Genomic DNA, 18,897 nt, shown 5'->3' with positions numbered 1-18,897 from the left:
GATCATGGCCTATGCAACCCTGCGCATTATTCGCGACGAGCACGCTGCCTTGTCCGCCGTACTCAAATCCCTGCTGATGATGCTGGATCGCGGGCCCGGCGATGCGCCGGAAACGTTTTTCGACGTGCTGCGCGCCATGCTGTTTTACATCGATGAGTTCCCGGAGCGGCAGCACCATCCCAAGGAATCGAATTTGTTGTTTCCCAAGGTCGTGCGGGGCGCACCGGAGACGATGGAGGCGGTGGCGCGCCTGGAGCACGACCACATGAACGGTGAGCTGGCGGTGCGTGCGCTGCAGCACCAGTTGATCGCGTGGGAGCTGCTGGGCGAGGCGCGCCGGCCGGCGTTCGAGACAGCCGCGCGCGCGTATGTGGCGTTTTACCTGGAGCACATGAAGCTCGAAGAAACGGTGATCCTGCCGGCGGCTGAGAAAACGCTGACCGCCGCCGACTGGCACGAGCTGGACGCCGCCTTCGGCTCCAACCGGGACCCGCTGGCCGGGTCCTGTCCACATGACACGGCCTATGACCGCTTGTTTACCCGTATCGTCATGAAAGCCCCCGCACCCATCGGGCTGGGGCCTTCTGCCGTCAATGCCTGAAAGCGCACGTCAGGCCGCCTCGCAAGGCTTGAAACTGGCTGCGGCTTAAGGTTTTAGCGCCAGCTCGGCGACGGCGCAGAACCAGCGCACGCCCAGGCCCAGCGCCGCATCGTTAAAGTCATAGCGCGGATGGTGCAGCGAAACACTGCTTTCATCACCGCTGCCCTGGCCCAGCCAGAGGTAGGCGCCAGGGCGCTGCTCCAGCATGAAACTGAAGTCTTCCGAGGTGAAGGCCGGGTGCGCCGCCACGCTGGCTTGCAGGCCGGCGTCCGTGGCGGCCTGCAGCGCCAGAGCGGCCTCAGGCGCGCTGTTGATCGTGGCCGGGTAATAGCGGTTGTACGTGACCTCGATCTCGGTGCCGGTGGCCATCGCAACGCCCGCTGCGGTCTGCCGCAGCGCGGCCTCGATGCGGTCTTGCGTGGCGGCGTCGAAACTGCGCACCGTGCCGGTCAGGCCCACGCTGGGCGGCAGCACATTGTGCGACTGGCCGCCTTCAATGCGTGTGACCGACAGCACCGCCGACTGGCCCGGATCTATACGCCGCGAGACGATGGTGTGCAGCTGCGTGACGAGCGAGCTTGCCGCCAGTATCGCGTCGGGTGTGTGCTGCGGCTGCGCCGCGTGGCCGCCTCGCCCGCGCACCGTGATGTCAAACCGGTCGGCCGCCGCCATGATGGCGCCGGGCCGGGTTTGCGCGCTGCCCAGCGGCAGGTCCGGCCAGTTATGCAGCGCATACACCGCGTCACACGGGAAACGCTCAAACAGCCCGTCATTGATCATGGCGCGCGCGCCGCCATGACCTTCTTCCGCGGGCTGGAAAATAAAATTCACCGTGCCCTCAAAACCGCGTGTGCGCACCAGCTGGCGCGCCGCGCCCAAGAGCATCGCGGTATGGCCGTCATGGCCGCAGCCGTGGTGAATACCGGGCCGTGTGCTGGTGTGCGCCACGCCGCTTTGTTCGCTGATGGGCAAGGCATCCATGTCGGCGCGTAAACCCACGCTGTTCCGTCCGCTGCCGGCGCGGAGCACGCCGACAACACCCGTGCCGCCGATACCTTCGTGCACCTCCAGCCCCAGGTCGCGCAGGGCCGAGGCGACGATGCCGGCTGTCCGATGCTCCTTGAACGCAAGCTCCGGATGCGCGTGCAAGTCATGCCGCAGCGCGACCAGATCGGGCACCAGGTCCGCAATTTCCTCCGTCATTGGACGGCTTAGCATGCCGTCCGCGGCTGGCCGGCGGCCATGAAGTACTGCCCGGGCGTCATGCCGAACACGGTCTTGAAGTGCCGCGAGAGATGGCTTTGGTCATAGAAGCCCGCCTCGCTGGCCGCGCTGGCGACCGGCATCCCCTGCCGGATCAGGGCTTGTGCGCGTGCCAGGCGGAGCCGGCAAATGTAGCGATGCGGGGCAACACCCACCTGCTGGCGAAATACGGTGGCGAAGCGCCATATGCTGAGCCCGGCGAGATCGGCCAGCTCCGATAGCGTCAGCGCCTGGTTGAGGTTCTCGTTGATGTGCCGCAGCACACGCTGGATCGCTGCGGCCGAGCGGGCAGGCGCCGGGATGCGGGGAGGAGGGTTCATGCTGCAAGCGTAGGCCAGCCCCACCGGAGATGGCACCGGAAACGGGCGCCGGCGCAGCAGCAAATGTCGAATCGGGTCGGGCTGCGGCAAAAGCTGCGGCCCTAAGAACGTGTTCACGGTCTATTTGGGGCCGCGTTGGGGAGCAATCGGGATGAGTTGGCTGTCAACGCCCGCAGCATGGGCTTGTGCCCATGCAAGGGTGATGGCAGGCAAATCGCCCGATTTCTCCCCAACCCGAAGGGCAGCTGTCTTTTCGGGCAGTCTGGGGTGTTGCGACTCTTGCCAATAGCCAGCTATTGGCGGCGAGCCGCGCCTACCAGCCCCTCCCGAAAAGGCAGCTGCGCGGCCCCAAATAGACCGTGAACACGTTCTAAGCCCCGCTCAAACGTGCGGCTGCATCAGCTGCTCGATCGGGTAGTAGTTCTTGACGAACGGTGTTTTGATCACGATGTAGCTGAAGTATTTTTCGATGCCGATGTTGGCCTCCAGCAAGCCTTCGATGATCTCCTGGTAGTGGTTCACACCGCGTGTGACGAACTTCAGCAGGTAATCGTAGCCGCCGCTGACCAGGTGGCACTCCACGATCTCGTCGATCGGGCGGATGCTCATCTCGAACTTGACGAAGTCCTCGCGCCTGTGGTCCTGAAGCGTGACCTCGGTGAACACCAGCAGCGTGTCGCCCAGCTTCTCCAGCCGGATCTGCGCGCCATAGCCGGCGATATAGCCGGCTTGCTCCAGCCGCTTCACGCGCACCAGGCAGGGGCTGGGGGACAGGCCGACGGCGTCGGCGATCTCGACGTTCGAGGCGCGCCCGTTTTTTTGCAGGTGGCACAGGATTCGCAGGTCGAGGCGGTCAAGCTTGGGGTTGCCAGTGGAGGTATTCATCGTTAACCCCTTTTAAGCAAGTTCCACGCCCAAGTCAATCAGGTTAAGCCAGGGCGCGCCGCACTTCGGGCTGGTCGAGCACGGTGTCCAGGGTGCGGTTCAGCCGCTCGAACATCTGCTCGAACTCCGAGGGCGTGAAGCACAAGGCCGGCGCGAAACCCAGGATGCTGTCGCCGAAAGCGCGGAAGATCAAGCCGTTCTCGTAAGCCGCTTTGGCAATGCGGTCGGGCAGTTGCAGCGCGGGGTCGAAGCTGGCCTTGGTGTATTTGTCGCTCACCAGCTCCAGCGCGCCCAGCAGCCCGCGCGAGCGCGCGTCGCCCACCAGCGGATGGCGCAGCATGGACCGCAACCCGGCCTCGAAGTGGGACGCTACGCGCTGGCCGTTGGCGAGGATGCCGCCCTCTTCGTAGAGCCGGATGACTTCCAGCGCCACGGCGGCGCTCACCGGGTGCGCGGAGTAGGTGGCGCCGTGGCCTACCAAGGCACCGGCCGGGGTGCCGTCGGCAATGCCGGCGTACACGCGCTCGGACATGAGGAGCGCGCCCATGGGCGCATAGCCGGAGGTCAGTCCCTTGGCGACCGTCATCAGGTCCGGCGACACGCCCTCGGCGTCGCAGGCGAACATCGGGCCGGTGCGGCCGAAGCCGGTGATCACCTCGTCGGCCACGAACAGGATGTCCAGCTCGCGGCAGGCTTCGTGCATGGCCTTGAGCCATCCCGCGGGCGGCACGATCACGCCGCCCGAGCCCTGGATCGGTTCGCAGAAGAAGGCCGCGACGTTCTCCGCGCCCAGCATGTTCACCTTTTCGCGCAACGCGGCTACCGAAGCCGCGATGACCGCTTGCGGATCACCGCCCACGGGACTGCGGTAGGGGTAAGGCGAGGGAATGTAGTGTTGCTCGGGGCGCGGCAGGTCGAATCCGCGATGGAAGGCGGGCAAGGCCGTCAGGCCGGCGCCGGTGGAGGATGAGCCGTGGTAGCCGCGCTCCAGCGCGATGAAGTGCTTCTTGCGCGGCCGGCCTGTGGCGTTGTAGTACTGCACGATGAGGCGCACGGCCGCATCAATCGCCTCGGAGCCGCCCAGCGTCAGGTACACGTGCCCCAGCCCGGGCGGCGCGATCTCCACGAGCTTGGCGGCCAGGCGGATGGCCGGTTCGCTGGCGTAGCTGAAATAACCCGTCGCATAGGGCAGCTCGCGCATTTGGCGCGCGGCGGCTTCCACGACGCTTTCGTGGCCGTAGCCGATATTGACGCACCACAGGCCCGCGAAGGCATCGAGCAGTTCGCGGCCGTCGGCGTCGCGCAGCCAGGCGCCCTTGCCAGAGCGCAGCACCGTGGCGCCGCGCTGCTCATGGCCGCGCCAGTTGGCCACAGGGTGGATCAAATGCGCGCGGTCAAGCGCCACAAGCGAAGAATTAAGTGAAAGGGTTTTGGTGGACATCATGGGGACAAGCTTAGGCGCGAGTGCGCAGCGGGTGCTGCGGCTTGTCCCCCTTGCGCGCGCACGACCATGCTGTTGTTCGCGCGCGTACGGTAGAAGATTCTGCGGTTCTTGATGCCGGTGCGGGGGTGACGCAATCCGCGCCCCCCCGGCCAAGCCCGGGATGGCGGGCTCAGTACCCGCGCGAGCGGTCCACCACGCCTTCGAGCGGCAGGCCGACCTCGTATCGCCGCAGGTTGTCCAGCAGCGCTTCGGCCGCGGTCCCGGCCTGGGTTGCGCTCGCAATGTGGGGCGTGAGCCAGATGCGCGGATGGTCCCAGAACGGGTGGCCCTGCGCAGGCGGCTCCGGCTCGCAGACGTCCAGGACCGCAGCCGAGAGCCGATTGCTTTCCAGTGCGGCGAGCAGGTCCGCTTCCACCAGGTGGCCGCCGCGCGCGGCGTTGACCAGGCAAGCGCCTTCCGGCAGCGCGTCAAACACGCGCCGGCCGAGGATGCCGCGTGTTTCGGGCGTGAGCGGCAGCAGGCATACCAGGATGTCGGTGCGGGCCAGGAACTCGTCCAGCTCCGCCTCGCCGCTGTAGCAGCGCACGCCCGGCTCGTTGCGACGCGAGCGATTCCATCCCGCGCAGTCAAAGCCGAGCAGCCGCAACTGCGCGAGCGCCGCGCGCCCCAGCATGCCCATGCCCATCACGCCCACGCGCCGCGTGGAGGCCGGCTGCACGGGGTGCTGCTGCCATTGGCTGAGGCCTTGCTGCCGCAGGTACAGCGGCATCTCCCGGTGCAGCGACAGCACGGCCCAGCTGACGTACTCACACATGCAGGCGGTCAGGCCCGGCTCCACCATCCTGACCACTGTGAGCCCGGCCGGCAGCGCCGCGAAATCGAACTGGTCCACGCCGGCCCCCACCGAAAACAGGACCTCCAGGTTGGGAAGGGCCTCGGCGATGCGCGGCGGAGGCTCCCAGGCCGCAAGGAAGCGCACTTGCGCCGGGTCCCCGATCTCGGGCCAGGTCCGGAACGGCAACTGCGGCATCCTGCGCGCGAACTCCCCGGCCCACACGGCCCCGCGCTGCGCGGGGCCCTTGTACAAAAAAGTCATGTTAGTTTTCCATGCAATTCGGAATTACCGCGATCCGCGAATCGCGGCTGGCCGAAGCGAGGGCACGCGCGGAACCGGCTTTGCCGGGCCGCAGAGTGCGCCCCCTGAGGGGGGAGCAGGCTACACGAAGTGAGCCTGAACGGGGGTGGGCCATTCCTACCCCATGGCCTGGTTGACCAGCGCCCAGCCGCCGACGGCCGGGCCTCGCTCCAGCGGGCCGTTGCGCACCATGGTCGTGACCGTGTCCACCCGGGGCAGGCCCTGCGCTTCGAGCCATTCGGGCAAGCCGCTGGCGGCGTCCACATCGATGCGCAGGAACTTGCCGGCAAAGCGGCTGCACCAATGCCCGACGAGCGCCTGCGCGCTCGCGAGATCCGGCGCCACCACGGGGCCGACGGCATAGCCGCGCCCGAAGCGCCGCGCGACGGAAAACCCCAGGGCTTCGCCGCCGCGTGCCAGCACTACCGTCTGGCCTTCGGCCAGCAGCTGGCGCAGCATCGCTTCGCGCGGCATGCCGGCAGAACGGGCATCCAAGGCGACGAGTGCCTTTGCGTCATTGCGACCCAGTGGGCGCAGCCGCTCGCCCGGCGCGAGGGCCACCAGTTGCGCCGGCGCGGCCAAGCCTTGGTGCTGCCGGATTTCGCCGACGATCTCGAAGCCCATCCGTTCATACAGGCCGCGACCTTCGACCGTGGCGTGCAGTAGCACCGTGCGGTCTTCCAGCCCCGCCATCACCGCGTGCATCAGGTGCTGGCCCACGCGCTGCCCCTGCATCCGCGGCGACACCATCACATGGCCCACCGTCGCATGCTGCTTGCCCCAGGGCCAATGCAGCGCGGTGCCTACCAGTTCGCCGTCACGCAGCGCCGCCACGCCCTGGCCATGCGCCAGGCTGAACTGCCAGTCCTCCAGGCGGTGAGGCCACTGGAACTCGCGCGACAGCGCTTGTGCCGCCTCCAGGTCGTCCGCATTCAACCGCCGCACCGACACACCGTCGGGCAGGGGACGGCCCACCGCCGCAAGCGCAGCCTGTGGAGTGAAAACATGGTCGGACATAGAACTTCCCTTCAAAACGTCAATGGCGGTTTGGGGACGATGATGCTCGGCGCAACGGCCCCGCGGCTTGTACGATCTTGGCGCCGGCCACGTCCGCGCGAAGAACGGCACAAAGCGCCTGGAGCCCGCGGTACTCCGGATGAATGCTGCGTTCGCGCCGCGCAGAACCGCAACAACTGCGGCGGATGCTGCCTAGGATTGCTCCTATTGAACCACCGCGACAACAGGAAGCTTACCGATGTCCGTCGACTGCCGCCTACTCTCCGTGCCTACCGGCCGTTTCCCCTCCGTCGCCCGGCGGTGGAGGTCGGGCCGCGCCGCAGGCGTGCGCTGAGGGACTTCCCGGTCGCCTGAACCCTTTCTCCACTCCCCTACCAACGAGGCAAATCATGATCTTCAAACCCAAGTACATCACCTTCGACTGCTACGGCACCCTCATCTACTTCCGCATGCACGAGGTGGCGTACGCCATTGTGGGAGAGCAGCTGTCGCCCGAGCGCATGCAGCAGTTCATCAAGGATTTCAGCGCCTTGCGGCTGGATGAGGCGATGGGCGACTGGAAGCCCTACGACCAGGTGCTCAAGTCCGCGTGGGCGCGCGTCTGCAAGCGCCACGGGGTCACTTACCGCGAGGAGGACGGGCAGAAGTTTTACGACGCCGTGCCCACCTGGGGCCCGCACACCGACGTGCCGCATGCGCTCACGCGCGTGGGCAACAAGATCCCGCTGGTGATCCTGTCCAATGCCATGAACGAGCAGATCGACTCCAACGTCCGCAAGCTGGAAGCGCCCTTCCACAAGGTGTACACGGCGCAGGACGCCGGCGCCTACAAGCCGCGCCTGCAGGCCTTCGAGTACATGTTCGACCAGCTGGGCTGCTCACCGGACGACATCCTGCACGTGTCTTCCAGCCCGCGCTACGACCTGATGTCGGCCCATGACATGGGCATCAAGAACAAGGTGTTCGTCAACCGTGGCCACGAGCCCAAGCCCAACGAGTTCTATACCCACGTGGAGATTCGCGACATCAACGGGCTGCCGGCACTGGTCGGCCTGTAATCCGGCGCGCGCCTGACTTCCCGCTTTCATTCAATTGCAAAAGGACCCGATACAAATGAGCGAGCTCACTTTCTTCAAACTCGACGACCTCGGCCCTGGCCGTGAGAGCGGCCCCTTGCCCGAGCGCCTGATCGCCGGCGATCCGCGCTTCATGAACTGGGACGTGGAGCAATCGCCCGACGGCAAGGTGCGCACCGGCGTGTGGGAAATCACGCCCGGCACCATCCGATCGATCAAGGGCGGCGTCTGGGAGTTCTGCCACATCCTCTCCGGCGTGTCGGAGTTGATCGAAGACGGCAAGGAACCCATCCGCGTGCAGGCCGGCGACGCCTTCGTCATGAAGCCGGACTACGTCGGCAAGTGGCGCTGCATCGAGACCACGCGCAAGATCTGGATCATCTACGGCAGCGCATGAGCGCGGCCTCGCATCCCCCAGGCATCATGAAGCTCGAATCGTTCTGGACTGATAGCACGGCTGCGTTCGAAGGCCAGACCGATGCCTTGCCCGCCAAGGCCGACGTGGTGGTCGTCGGCGGCGGCTTCACTGGCCTGTCGGCGGCCCGTACGCTGGCCATGCGCGGTGCCCGCGTGGTGGTGCTGGAGGCTTCGGCCGTTGCGGCCGAAGCGTCCGGGCGCAACGGCGGCCATGTGAACAACGGCCTTGCTGTGGACTACGCTACCGTCGCGGCCCGCGTGGGCGTCGAGCGCGCGGCCGCCTGGTACCGCGCCTACGACAACGCGGTGGATACGGTCGAACGCATCGTGCGCGAGGAGGCGATTCCTTGCGATTTCCACCGCCGAGGCAAGCTCAAGCTGGCCTCGAAGCCCGCGCACTATGAGCAGCTGGCGCGCAGTTTTGAACGGCTGCGCCGCGAGGCCGACCCGCAGGTCGAGCTGGTGCCGCCGCAGCGCATCCACGAGGAGATCGGCTGCGACCGTTTCGCGGGCGGCCTGCTGTTCAAGAAGAGTGCCCAGATGCACATGGGCCAATTCGGCCGCGGATTGGCCGAGGCCGCGGCGCGGCGCGGCGCGCAGATCTACGACCACACGCAGGTGGAGCGGCTGCAGCGGCTGAACGGTCATGCGCACCGCGTGCACACCCAACGCGGCGCCATCGATGCGGACCAGGTGCTGCTGGCCACCGGCGCGACGCGCGTGGGTGCTTACTCCAGCTTCTCCTTCTGGCGGCGCCGCATCGTGCCGATCGGCAGCTTTATCATTGTGACCGAGCCGCTCGACCCCAGCGTCCTGCAGGCCCTGCTGCCGCAGCGCCGCACCTACACCACGACCGACACGCTGCACAACTACTTTCGCATCACGCCCGACCACCGGCTGGTGTTCGGCGGGCGTGCGCGCTTTGCGCTGTCCAGTCCACGCTCGGACGCCAAGAGCGGCCAGGTGCTGCGCGAGCAATTGGTGGCGATGTTCCCGCAGCTGCGCGATGTGCGCATAGCCTACTGCTGGGGCGGCACCGTCGACATGACGCAGGACCGCCTGCCGCATGCCGGCGAAACCGACGGCTTGTACTACTCCATGGGCTACAGCGGCCACGGCACCCAGATGTCGGTGCACATGGGCGAGTGCATGGCCCGGGTGATGGCCGGCGATGTGGCGGCCAACCCGTGGCGCGACAACCCCTGGCCCGCCATCCCGGGGCATTTCGGAACCCCCTGGTTCCTGCCCGCCGTGGGCCTGTACTACCAGATCAAGAACAAGTTCGCCTGACTTTTTTTCCACCGAGGAGACACAAAAATGACAAAACAAGAGCAGATAAGCAGCCTGATAGGCCCCGAAGAGAGCCATCGCATCATGGGCGAACTGCAGCGCGGCGCCAGCCGGCGCGACGTGCTGGCCATGCTGGCGGCCGGCGGCATGCAGGCCGCGCTGGCGGGCAGCCTGGCCTCGACGGCGGCCGCGGCGCAGGCGGCGGCCCCGCGCAAGGGCGGGCGCATCAAGGTGGCCGGGGCGACCGCCGCGCTCAGCGACACGCTGGATCCGGCCAAGTGCTCCAACCACACCGACTACATCCGCAGCTGCATGTTCTACAACGGGCTGACCTCCCTAGACGGCAGCCTGACGCCCCGGCCTGCGCTGGCCGAGGAGTTCAGCACCAAGGACGCCAGAACCTGGGTGTTCAAGCTGCGCCAGGGCGTGACTTTTCACGACGGCAAGCCGTTCACCTCTGCCGACGTGGTGTTCTCCATCCTGCGTCACAAGGATCCGTCGACCGGCTCCAAGGCCAAGGTGCTGGCCGAGCAGATCGAAGAGGTGAAGGCCACCGGCCCGCACGAAGTGACCATCCGCCTCGTGGCACCCAACGCCGACCTGCCGGCCATTCTGGGTACCTGGCACTTCCATATCGTGCGCGACGGCGTCACCGACGTGAACGCGCACATGGCGGGCATCGGCACCGGCCCCTACAAGCTCAAGGATTTCAAGCCGGGTGTGCGCTCGGTGGCCGTGCGCAACGACAACTACTGGAAGCCCAACCGCCCCTACCTAGACGAGATTGAGTATGTGGGCATCGGCGACGAGGCGGCGCGCGTCAACGCGCTCCTGACCGGCGAGATCGACCTGACCATGGCCATCAACCCGCGCTCGGTGGACCGCATCAAGGGCAGCGCCAAGCACGCGATCTTTGAGACCAAGGCCGGCCTCTACACCGACCTGATCATGCGCCGAGACAGCGCACCCGGCAGCAACCCGGACTTCGTGCTGGCGATGAAGCACCTGTTCAACCGCGAGCAGATGGTCAAGTCCATCCTGCTGGGCTACGGCGAGATGGCCAACGACCAGCCCATCCACCCCAGCGACCGCTTCTACTTCAAGGGGCTCAAGCAGCGGCCCTACGACCCCGAAAAGGCCAAGTGGCACGTGCAGAAGGCCAACCTCGGCAGCGCAGCCATCCCGGTGGTGGTGTCGCCCGCCGCCACCAACTCCGCGGAGATGGCCCTGGTTATGCAGCACGCCGCACGCCAGATCGGGCTGAACCTGGATGTGCGCCGCATGCCGGCGGACGGCTATTGGTCGCAGCATTGGATGAAGCATCCGGTGGGCTTCGGCAACATCAACCCGCGGCCGTCGGCCGACGTGCTGCTCACGCAGTTCTTCAAGTCCGACGCGCCGTGGAACGAGGCAGGCTGGAAGAACCCGAAGTTCGACCAACTGCTACTGGCCGCGCGGGCGCAACCCGACACGGCCAAGCGCGCGAAGATGTACGCCGACATGCAGGTCATGATCCACGAGGACGGGGGCATCGGTGTTCCGTTCTTCATGTCCAGCATCGACGGCCATACGAAAAAGCTCAAGGGCCTGTCGCCGATTCCGCTGGGTGGGTTGATGGGGTACAACTTTGCGGAGAACGTCTGGCTCGACGCATGAACACCAGCTGTCGCAGCTGAGCTCGCCACGTTTCTTTTTGTCCCAAGGACCCCAATTCCATGCCCAACAATCTTCTCGTCACATTCAAGCTCGACCAACTTGGCGAGCCGCGCGAATACCGGCCGCCCGCCGATCGCGTCATCGAAGGCGACATCGTGTGTCGCAGCTGGGATGTCGACAGTGCCAAGGACGGCAAGGTCCGTGCCGGCGTGTTCGAGTCGACCCCGGGGGTCAACCGCTCCATCAAGGGCGACACGTGGGAGTTCTGCCTGATCCTGTCCGGGGTGGCCGAGATCACCGAGGATGGACGGCCCTCGGTGACCTACAGGGCGGGCGATTGCTTCATCATGAAGCCCGGCTACACAGGCACCTGGCGCACGCTCGAAACCGTGCGCAAGGTCTGGGTCACGGCCTGAGGGTGCCAGCCCCCACGCTCACTGCGTTCGCTGCCCCCCGAGGGGGCGCAGCCCTCCTTGGGAGCGGCCCAGCGAAGGGCTGAGTCAGCGACCCGCCTTTCGCCGCCACGGCGGCGGCGAAAGGGCTTGGCGCAGCATGGCCAGAAAGGCCGTTGTGCGCGCGCTCCGTCCGAAGCGTGTCCCAAGCATGGCGATGACATCCGCGGCGGGAATTTCCCAGCCCGGAAGTACCCGCTTGAGCCGGCGGGCCGCCAGGTCGCCGGCAATATTCCACTCCGACCGGATCGCGACACCTTGCCCTGCGAGCGCCCAGTCGCGCACGACCGCCCCGTCATTGCTGCACATGGTGGGGTGGATGCGGATTGTCTCCGGCTCCCGGGAAGGGTGCAGGAAGCGCCAGAGGGTGACGTCCTCGTCGTTTTCCCTGACCACGAGGCAGCGATGCCGCATCAGGTCTGAAGGCGAGTGAATCGGTGCGGCCTTGGCCAGATAGTCCGGGCTGGCGCAGAGGATGCGCCGGTTCGGCGCCAGCGTCGTCACGATCTGGTTGAGGGATCCCGGCGGGCCGATGTGAATGATGACGTCGCTGGTCTCGACCGATTGCGCGCCCGGATGGTCGGAGAGGTCGAGGGTGACCGTCACGCCGGGATGGGTCCGTGCAAAAGCGTCGGCCACCGGTGCCACATGAACCCGGCCAAAGCCGTGAGGGGCGGCAATGCGCAGGTGCCCGCCGACCGCCTTCTTTCGATCGGCCAAGGCCTCGGAGAGGGCCTCCAGCGCATCGGCCACGATCATCCCGTGCGATGCAACGAGGGCGCCTTCATCGGTCAGGCTCATCTTGCGGCCGGACCGGTCGATCAGGCGGATTCCGATACGGGCCTCCAGCGCCTGCAAGCGCTGGGTGACGGCGGGCGGCGTGACGTCCAGCTTCCTGGCGCTTTCGGCAAGCGTCGCAGACTTGGCCAACACGTTGAAAAAGTGAAGATCGTCCGAGCTGATCATAAAGGGCAGCCTTAACTGTGAGTGCAGACTTGATTAATTGTAATCTGCATCAAACCGGCGCAATATGCCTGGAACGTGATCTGAAGCACAACTGGAGACAACACATTGGGAACAGCAATATCCATGGAACAGGCGCAAGAGCAAGAGCAAGCGCAAAAGACGGCAAGCACGCTGGATGAACTGGCGACCCCTTGCCTCATCCTCGACGCTGACCGCATGGAGCGGAACATCGCACGCTTGCGAGCCCGGCTCGACGGCCTTGGCGTGTCCCTGCGTCCGCATCTCAAGACAGCCAAGTCGGTGGAGGTCGCAAGGCGCGTCATGAGCTCGCCGGCCGGTCCCGCCACTGTTTCGACGCTCAGGGAGGCTGAGCAGTTCGTGGCGGCCGGCGTGCGGGACATCATCTACGCCGTCGGCATTGCGCCAGCCAAGCTGCCGCAGGTGCTTGGGTTGCGCGCCCAGGGCGCCGATGTTGCCGTGGTGCTGGATACCGTGGAACAGGCACAGGCCGTTGCGCAGGCCTCACGCGAGGCGGGAACGCGCATTCCGGCCCTCATCGAGATCGACTGTGATGGCCACCGCTCGGGCGTGCTGCCTGGCGACAGGCAGCGCCTTGTCGATATCGGCCGTGCCCTCGAGGCCGGTGCGGAACTGCGCGGCGTGATGACCCATGCCGGCGGGAGCTACACCGCGCGCGGGGCCGAGGCCTTGCGACAGTGTGCGGAGGCCGAGCGGCGCAGCGTTGTCGACGCCGCCGCGATCCTGCGGGAAGCAGGGCTGGCTTGCCCCGTGCTCAGTGTGGGCTCCACCCCGACGGCACATAGCGCAACAGACCTTACCGGCGTGACCGAAGTGCGGGCGGGCGTGTTCGTGTTCTTCGATCTCGTGATGGCCGGGGTCGGCGTCTGCCAGGTCGAGGACATCGCCGTTTCGGTGCTCGCGACGGTGATCGGGCACCAGCGCGAGAAGGGATGGATCCTCATCGACGCGGGCTGGATGGCCATGTCGCAGGACCGAGGCACCTCCAAGCAGGCGGTCAACCAAGGCTACGGGCTGGTGTGCGACACCGCCGGCATCCCCTATGCCGACTTGATTGTTGGCGATGCGAACCAGGAACACGGGATCATCACGGTGCGGCCAGGCTCGAACGGGGTGCTGCCGGACCTCGCCATCGGGGACCGCGTGCGGATTCTGCCGAACCACGCTTGCGCCACGAGCGCCCAGCACCGGGGCTATCACGTCGTCCGCGGCACCTCCGGCAAGGTCGAGGCCGAGTGGCCGCGTTTCGGGGGCTGGCTGTGATGGATGACGTGGTCCTGGTGCCGTTCGCCAAAGCACACCTGGAAGGCGCCCTGAAGTTGTCGCAGGAGATGGCCTGGCCCTATCGGATCGAGGACTGGGATGTCGCGCTCCAGCTGGGCCAAGGGTTCGTGCTGCAGGACGCCGCCGGCGAGGTGATCGGGACCGCAGTCTGGTGGCCGTACGGCGAGGCCCATGCTTGCGCCGGGATGATCATCGTCGCGAAAGCCGCCCAAGGCCGCGGTTATGGTGCCCGGCTGATGGATGAGCTGCTGGCGGCGGCACACCCGCGCACCATCACCTTGAACTCGACGGCCGAAGGTCTGGCGCTTTATGAGCGCCGTGGGTTTGTGCCCATCGGTGTCATCCAGCAGCATCAGGGGGTTCCCAAGGAGCGCCATGAGGCGCCGCCGCCCAGCCTCGTCAGGGCGATGGCTGCGCCGGATTTCGAGGCGGTCGCGCGTCTTGATCAGCAAGCTACGGGCTGGGCGAGACAAGCGATGCTGCGCCGGCTCGTCGAGCTCGGCGACGCTGATGTGCTTCTGCGTGACGGCGTGCCCCGCGGCTACGCCATTTGCCGCCTGTTCGGCCGCGGCCATGTCATCGGTCCTGTGGTCGCCGAAAGCCCGTCCGATGCGCGCGCCTTGATCGAGGCCGCGCTCGCGCGGCTCGGGAGCGCGTTCGTGCGGGTCGATACCTCCGCCGCCTTGCAACTCGGGGAGTGGCTCGAACGCATCGGCCTGCGGCAGGTCGATAACGCCACCACCATGGTCCTCGGGACACAGCTTGCCTCCACCGGCCCGGCGTGCATGTTCGGGCTCGCCAGCCAGTCGTTCAATTAGACAACAATCATTCCAGAGGCGATATGAAGCTGACATCCTATTGGTTGGACACATCGGAGCCATTCAAGAGCGCCGACCCGGGGCCGGTGCAGGGCAGCTGCGACGTTGCAGTGATCGGTGGCGGCCTCACCGGTTCTTCGGCCGCGCTGGCGCTTGCGAAGAAGGGCGCACGCGTCGTGCTGCTGGAAGCGGAGACGGTCGGCAACGCGGCATCCGGCCGCAACGGCGGCATGTGCAACAACGGCTTCGCCCAGGACTACGGCATGATGTCGGCCAAACTCGGCAAGGACGTCGCGAACCGGCTCTACCGGGCTTTCGACGCCGGGGTCGACATGGTCGAGCGCCTGGTGGCCGAAGAGAACATCGACTGCAGTTTCGCGCGCGTCGGCAAGATCAAGCTGGCGGCCAAGCCCGAGCACTACGAGAAGCTGGTGCGCAGCCAGGAACTGCTGGCCGCCAACGTCGATCCCGACACGGCGATGGTGAGCCGCGCGGATCTGGCGAGCGAGGTGGGGTCGGACCGCTACTACGGCGGGCTGGTCTACCGCAAGGGCGCCGGCATGCATGTGGGGCGCTTCGTCCGCGGCCTGGCGGAAGCGGCGGCGCGGCGCGGCGCTGAAATCCACGAGCACACGCCGATGACGGGCCTGCGACCGGCGCCTGGCGGAGGCCACCTGATCGAAACACCGAAGGGCCGGCTCCATGCAAGCCAAGTTTTTCTGGCGAGCGGAACCTCGCAGACCGGGCCGCTGGGCTGGATCCGCCGCAGGATCGTGCCGGTCGGCGCATTCCTGATCGTCACCGAACCCCTGCCGACGGCGACTCTGGATCGGCTCCTGCCGAGGCGCCGGATGGCGGTCGATACGAAGAACCTGGTCAACTACTTCCGCACCACGCCCGACAACCGGCTGCTCTTCGGGGGGCGCGCCCGCTTTGCCGTCTCCGACCCGGCTTCGGACGAAAAAAGCGGCGTGATCTTGCGCGATGCACTGCACGACATCTTTCCCGAGCTCCGCAGCGCGCGCATCGACTATTGCTGGGGCGGCATGGTCGACATGACGCGTGACCGGCTACCACGCGCCGGCGAGCGCAACGGCATCTATTACTCCATGGGCTACAGCGGCCATGGCACCCAGATGTCGACCCTGATGGGGACGATCATGGCGGAGGTCATGGACGGACGCACCGACCTGAATCCCTGGAAAGACTTCACCTGGCCCGCCATCCCGGGCCACTTCGGCCCTCCCTGGTTCCTGCCGCTGGTCGGTGCGTATTACCGGCTGAAGGACAAGCTGTCCTGACGCCCCCCTGGGTTGTCATCCCGGGCTTGACCCGGGATCCATGCCTCGCCGGAGATGGCGTCGGCCAACGTGCGATGGATTGCGGGTCAAGCCCGCAATGACAAAGTGTGCGGGGGAATCAAAGTGCCGCCAGCTCTTCGAGCGTGATCGGCTTGATGGGAGGGCGGATCCGGTAGTGGCCGACCTCGGCCGGAGAGACGCCGCGCGCCTGCGCGATGACCTCGGTAACAGTGAGGCCGCAAAGGCGGCCCTGGCAGGGGCCCATGCCGCAGCGTGAGAAGGCTTTGGTCTGGCTCGGCCCCGTGCAGCCGAGCGCGACCATCCGGCGCAGCTCGCCGGCCGAGACTTCCTCGCAGCGGCAGGCGATCACGTCGTCGGCCGGCACGCGGTGCTGGAGCTTGGGACGGTAAAGCGTATCGAGGAAGGGCCGGATGTGCAGTTGGCGACGCAGCGCCGACCGCAGCGGCTCGGCCTCGCGGTCGCGCTCGAGTTCGGGCAAGCGCCCGGCGCTGTGCGCCGCAGCCAGTGCGGCGAGCTGTCCTTGCAAGGCCGCTGCGGCGCCGCCTGAAATGCCACGACCGTCGCCGGCGATCAGGAAGCCATCCAGCGCGAGGCGGCCCCAGGCATCGGCCGCCGGCACCCAGCACAGCTGCTGGTCGTCCCAACGGTGCGCGAGGCGCAGCGACGCTGTGATCTGGTTGTTCGGCACCACGCCTTGATGCAGCAGGATGAGGTCGGTCTGGACACGGTGCGACGTGGTCCCGATGCGAAAGCTCAGGGCCGTGGCCCGTTCGCCGCCTTCCACCGCAAGATCGGATGCGCCGCGATAGAAGGGGATGCCGGCGCCCTTGATGCTGCGGATCAGGCCGAGGCCCTTCCTCACATCGCGCCATCCCGCCAGGGCGCCACCGACGTGGCGCAGAGCCCGCAAGTAGTCGCCTCGCTGCGTGGTGTCGACGATGGCGCCGATGCGCACACCGGCCCGCAAGTACTGCCAGGCCAGCAGATACAGCAGCGGTCCGCAGCCTGCCAGCACGACGGGCTGCGACGGCGCGAGCCCGGCGCTCTTGAGAAGGATCTGCGCCGCGCCGGCGGTCATCACGCCGGGCAGTGTCCAGCCCGGAATCGGAAACGGCCGCTCCATCGCACCGGTGCACAGGATGACCTGGCCGGCTGTGATGGACTGGGATCGCCCATCCTTCAAGTAGTGAATGACGCGATCGCGGGTGACTTGCCAGACGGCTGCACCGCCCACGTGCCGCGCCGTCGATTGTGCGAAGCGCAGGGCCAGCGCTCGTCCGGCGGCATAGTCGTCGCCGAGCACCTGCAGCCGATCGACGCCGGCGCGCGCGACGTCGCGGTAGATTTGTCCGCCGGGATGCGCCTGCTCGTCGAGCAGCGCGACCGACAGCCCCAGTTCGGCCGCGGTGGCGGCCGCTGCGAGACCCGCCGGGCCCGCGCCGACCACCGCCACGTCCACCGCGTCAAGTTGCATGGCGGGCGCCTTCCTGCGAGCGGATCTTCATGCCCGGTTGCACGGTCACGAGGCAGGCCTGGCGATTGGCAATGCCGTCGATTTCCAGCAGACATTCGAAGCAGACGCCCATCATGCAGTAGGGAGCACGCGGCGCACCCGACACGGGTGTGGAGCGGAAGCGCGTCACGCCGGCCGCCAGCAAGGCGGCAGCCACCGAGCCTTGGCCAGGCACCTTCAGGGGGCGACCGTCGAACTCGACCTCGATCAAAACCTCGGTGGCGGCGGAGATCGGGCGAAAGAGCGGTTCAGTGGGCATGGTGGTGGTCCAAGGCCTGTGTTGGAGGGGCAGCGGCGACGGGAAAGCGGTCGCCCCGAAAGGCCCCCAGCTCCTCGGGTGCCGCTGCGCCGTTGATCCACGGGGCGATTCGAAAGGCATGGGCCGCGGCCAGGGTCACGCCGCTGTGGCAAGTGACGACGTACGCGCCTGGGCAGGACTTCGATTCCTGGTAGATCGGATAACCGTCAGGCGTCATCACCCGCAACGCGCCCCATACCCGAACCACGTTGAGCTGGCCGATCACGGGAAAACTGGCGACGGCGCGGCGCGCGAGTTCGGCCAGCGTGCTATTCGTCGTGCTGTCGTCAAAGCCCGCATCTTCCATGGACTCCCCGATCTGGATGCCGCCCTCATCGGTCTGACGGATATGGCCGGTGGGATAGTCGAGGATCTTTTCGCATCGCTCGGTGACGATCAATTGCCCGCGATTCGGCCGCACCGGCGCATGCAGGCCCACTTGCCCGGCCAGGCCTGCATTGCCCAACCCCGCCGCCAGCACCAGCTTGGGCGCGCGAAACTGCTGGCCGCCGCTGTGCGCCGTGAACAGGCCGTCTGCATGCGTGATGCGCTGCACGCCGTGGCCCGTCTTGAGCATCACGCCTCGCTGTGTGCACGCACTGTGCAAGGCGCGCAGCAGCTTGAGTGGATTGACGTGGCCGTCCATCGGCGAGTAGCTGCCCCCGATCACCGTCGGTCCGACATGGGGCAATCGCCGCAGCAGGGCCGCGCGGTCCAGGATCTCGTACGGGTAGTCGCCGCCTGCTTCATCGCGCACGGCGGCAAGCCGCTCGCGCCGCGCCTCGAGTTCAGCCTCGGAGAAGCACAGGGTGAAAGCGCCCATCTGCTTGGCCTGGACATCGATGCCGGTTTGCTCCTGGAGTTGGGCTGCCAGCGCGGGCCACTGCCGGGCGGACTCCCGGGTCCAGCGGGCATATTGGGGAATGCCGCGGCCCTTGCCGTGGACCCAGATCAGGCCGAAGTTCCCGCGCGACGCGCGAAACGCATCGTCGCCTTCATCCAATACCGTGATGTTCTTGCCGGGCTGCGCCAGCCCATAGGCCACTGCGGTGCCGACCAGGCCGCCGCCAATCACGATCACATCGCTAGCAAACATGTATT

19 protein-coding genes are annotated in these 18,897 nt (G+C 66.8%); 9 read left to right on the top strand and 10 right to left on the bottom strand.

Annotation, left to right across the window (positions count from 1 at the left end; genetic code table 11):
• Positions 1–4: 4 nt before the first annotated feature.
• Entirely contained in the window at positions 5–601 is a 597-nt protein-coding gene (locus AC1DUR_RS20120; protein WP_477722048.1) for a hemerythrin domain-containing protein, read from the top strand.
• Between the two features lie 45 nt (positions 602–646).
• On the opposite strand, the gene AC1DUR_RS20115 is transcribed toward AC1DUR_RS20120, so the two are convergent.
• The 6 genes from AC1DUR_RS20115 to AC1DUR_RS20090 all read right to left on the bottom strand — a co-directional run bounded on the left by AC1DUR_RS20115 (position 647) and on the right by AC1DUR_RS20090 (position 6,665).
• Positions 647–1,819: a M20 aminoacylase family protein gene (locus tag AC1DUR_RS20115; RefSeq protein WP_477722047.1), complete on the bottom strand. Its 1,173-nt coding sequence runs from the start codon at positions 1,817–1,819 to the stop codon at positions 647–649.
• Positions 1,813–2,301, bottom strand: coding sequence for a helix-turn-helix domain-containing protein (locus tag AC1DUR_RS20110; protein WP_477719265.1), 489 nt, complete (start codon positions 2,299–2,301; stop codon positions 1,813–1,815). The genes AC1DUR_RS20115 and AC1DUR_RS20110 overlap by 7 nt, the downstream gene beginning before the upstream one ends.
• A gap of 264 nt (positions 2,302–2,565) precedes the next feature.
• The gene (locus AC1DUR_RS20105) at positions 2,566–3,069 is read right to left on the bottom strand and encodes an Lrp/AsnC family transcriptional regulator (RefSeq protein ID WP_477719266.1); all 504 of its coding nucleotides are present in this window, start codon (positions 3,067–3,069) and stop codon (positions 2,566–2,568) included.
• Between the two features lie 43 nt (positions 3,070–3,112).
• Positions 3,113–4,513, bottom strand: a complete 1,401-nt coding sequence (locus AC1DUR_RS20100; RefSeq protein WP_477722046.1) for an aminotransferase class III-fold pyridoxal phosphate-dependent enzyme — start codon at positions 4,511–4,513, stop codon at positions 3,113–3,115.
• A gap of 169 nt (positions 4,514–4,682) precedes the next feature.
• A complete protein-coding gene (locus AC1DUR_RS20095; RefSeq protein ID WP_477719268.1) occupies positions 4,683–5,609 on the bottom strand; it encodes a 2-hydroxyacid dehydrogenase in 927 nt (308 codons plus the stop codon).
• Positions 5,610–5,765: 156 nt separating this feature from the next.
• Positions 5,766–6,665 carry a GNAT family N-acetyltransferase gene (locus AC1DUR_RS20090; protein WP_477719269.1) on the bottom strand — a complete coding sequence of 300 codons (900 nt, stop codon included), beginning with the start codon at positions 6,663–6,665 and terminating at the stop codon, positions 5,766–5,768.
• Between the two features lie 389 nt (positions 6,666–7,054).
• On the opposite strand from AC1DUR_RS20090, the gene AC1DUR_RS20085 reads away from it, so the two are divergent.
• The 5 genes from AC1DUR_RS20085 to AC1DUR_RS20065 are packed head-to-tail and all read left to right on the top strand — an operon-like array spanning position 7,055 to position 11,520.
• Positions 7,055–7,723 carry a haloacid dehalogenase type II gene (locus AC1DUR_RS20085; protein WP_477719270.1) on the top strand — a complete coding sequence of 223 codons (669 nt, stop codon included), beginning with the start codon at positions 7,055–7,057 and terminating at the stop codon, positions 7,721–7,723.
• Between the two features lie 55 nt (positions 7,724–7,778).
• On the top strand, positions 7,779–8,138 hold the full coding sequence (locus tag AC1DUR_RS20080; protein ID WP_477719271.1) for a cupin domain-containing protein: 360 nt from the start codon (positions 7,779–7,781) through the stop codon (positions 8,136–8,138).
• Between the two features lie 26 nt (positions 8,139–8,164).
• The gene (locus AC1DUR_RS20075; RefSeq protein ID WP_477719272.1) at positions 8,165–9,448 is read left to right on the top strand and encodes an NAD(P)/FAD-dependent oxidoreductase; all 1,284 of its coding nucleotides are present in this window, start codon (positions 8,165–8,167) and stop codon (positions 9,446–9,448) included.
• A gap of 27 nt (positions 9,449–9,475) precedes the next feature.
• Positions 9,476–11,104, top strand: coding sequence for an ABC transporter substrate-binding protein (locus AC1DUR_RS20070; protein WP_477719273.1), 1,629 nt, complete (start codon positions 9,476–9,478; stop codon positions 11,102–11,104).
• A gap of 59 nt (positions 11,105–11,163) precedes the next feature.
• Positions 11,164–11,520, top strand: a complete 357-nt coding sequence (locus AC1DUR_RS20065; RefSeq protein WP_477722045.1) for a cupin domain-containing protein — start codon at positions 11,164–11,166, stop codon at positions 11,518–11,520.
• Between the two features lie 84 nt (positions 11,521–11,604).
• Here AC1DUR_RS20065 and AC1DUR_RS20060 read toward each other — a convergent pair whose 3' ends face one another.
• On the bottom strand, positions 11,605–12,522 hold the full coding sequence (locus AC1DUR_RS20060) for a LysR family transcriptional regulator (protein ID WP_477719275.1): 918 nt from the start codon (positions 12,520–12,522) through the stop codon (positions 11,605–11,607).
• A 123-nt stretch (positions 12,523–12,645) separates the two neighbouring features.
• On the opposite strand from AC1DUR_RS20060, the gene AC1DUR_RS20055 reads away from it, so the two are divergent.
• From AC1DUR_RS20055 to AC1DUR_RS20045, 3 genes are read left to right on the top strand one after another with little or no spacing between them, the layout of a single operon-like run.
• A complete protein-coding gene (locus AC1DUR_RS20055) occupies positions 12,646–13,824 on the top strand; it encodes a DSD1 family PLP-dependent enzyme (protein WP_477722044.1) in 1,179 nt (392 codons plus the stop codon).
• Positions 13,824–14,663: a GNAT family N-acetyltransferase gene (locus AC1DUR_RS20050; protein ID WP_477722043.1), complete on the top strand. Its 840-nt coding sequence runs from the start codon at positions 13,824–13,826 to the stop codon at positions 14,661–14,663. The genes AC1DUR_RS20055 and AC1DUR_RS20050 overlap by 1 nt, the downstream gene beginning before the upstream one ends.
• 23 nt (positions 14,664–14,686) lie before the next feature.
• Positions 14,687–15,964, top strand: coding sequence for an NAD(P)/FAD-dependent oxidoreductase (locus tag AC1DUR_RS20045; protein WP_477719278.1), 1,278 nt, complete (start codon positions 14,687–14,689; stop codon positions 15,962–15,964).
• Positions 15,965–16,082: 118 nt separating this feature from the next.
• Here the strand turns inward: AC1DUR_RS20045 and AC1DUR_RS20040 are convergent, their stop codons facing one another.
• From AC1DUR_RS20040 to AC1DUR_RS20030, 3 genes are read right to left on the bottom strand one after another with little or no spacing between them, the layout of a single operon-like run.
• The gene (locus AC1DUR_RS20040) at positions 16,083–17,459 is read right to left on the bottom strand and encodes an FAD-dependent oxidoreductase (protein ID WP_477722042.1); all 1,377 of its coding nucleotides are present in this window, start codon (positions 17,457–17,459) and stop codon (positions 16,083–16,085) included.
• Positions 17,449–17,757, bottom strand: coding sequence for a (2Fe-2S)-binding protein (locus AC1DUR_RS20035; RefSeq protein WP_477722041.1), 309 nt, complete (start codon positions 17,755–17,757; stop codon positions 17,449–17,451). The genes AC1DUR_RS20040 and AC1DUR_RS20035 overlap by 11 nt, the downstream gene beginning before the upstream one ends.
• Entirely contained in the window at positions 17,747–18,892 is a 1,146-nt protein-coding gene (locus AC1DUR_RS20030) for an NAD(P)/FAD-dependent oxidoreductase (RefSeq protein WP_477722040.1), read from the bottom strand. The genes AC1DUR_RS20035 and AC1DUR_RS20030 overlap by 11 nt, the downstream gene beginning before the upstream one ends.
• Positions 18,893–18,897 lie beyond the last annotated feature (5 nt).

It is taken from the genome of Polaromonas sp. P4_F4 (genome assembly GCF_056401355.1).
The sequence above is the reverse complement of the archived record's forward strand: the minus strand, read 5'-3'. Positions and strand labels throughout refer to the sequence as shown.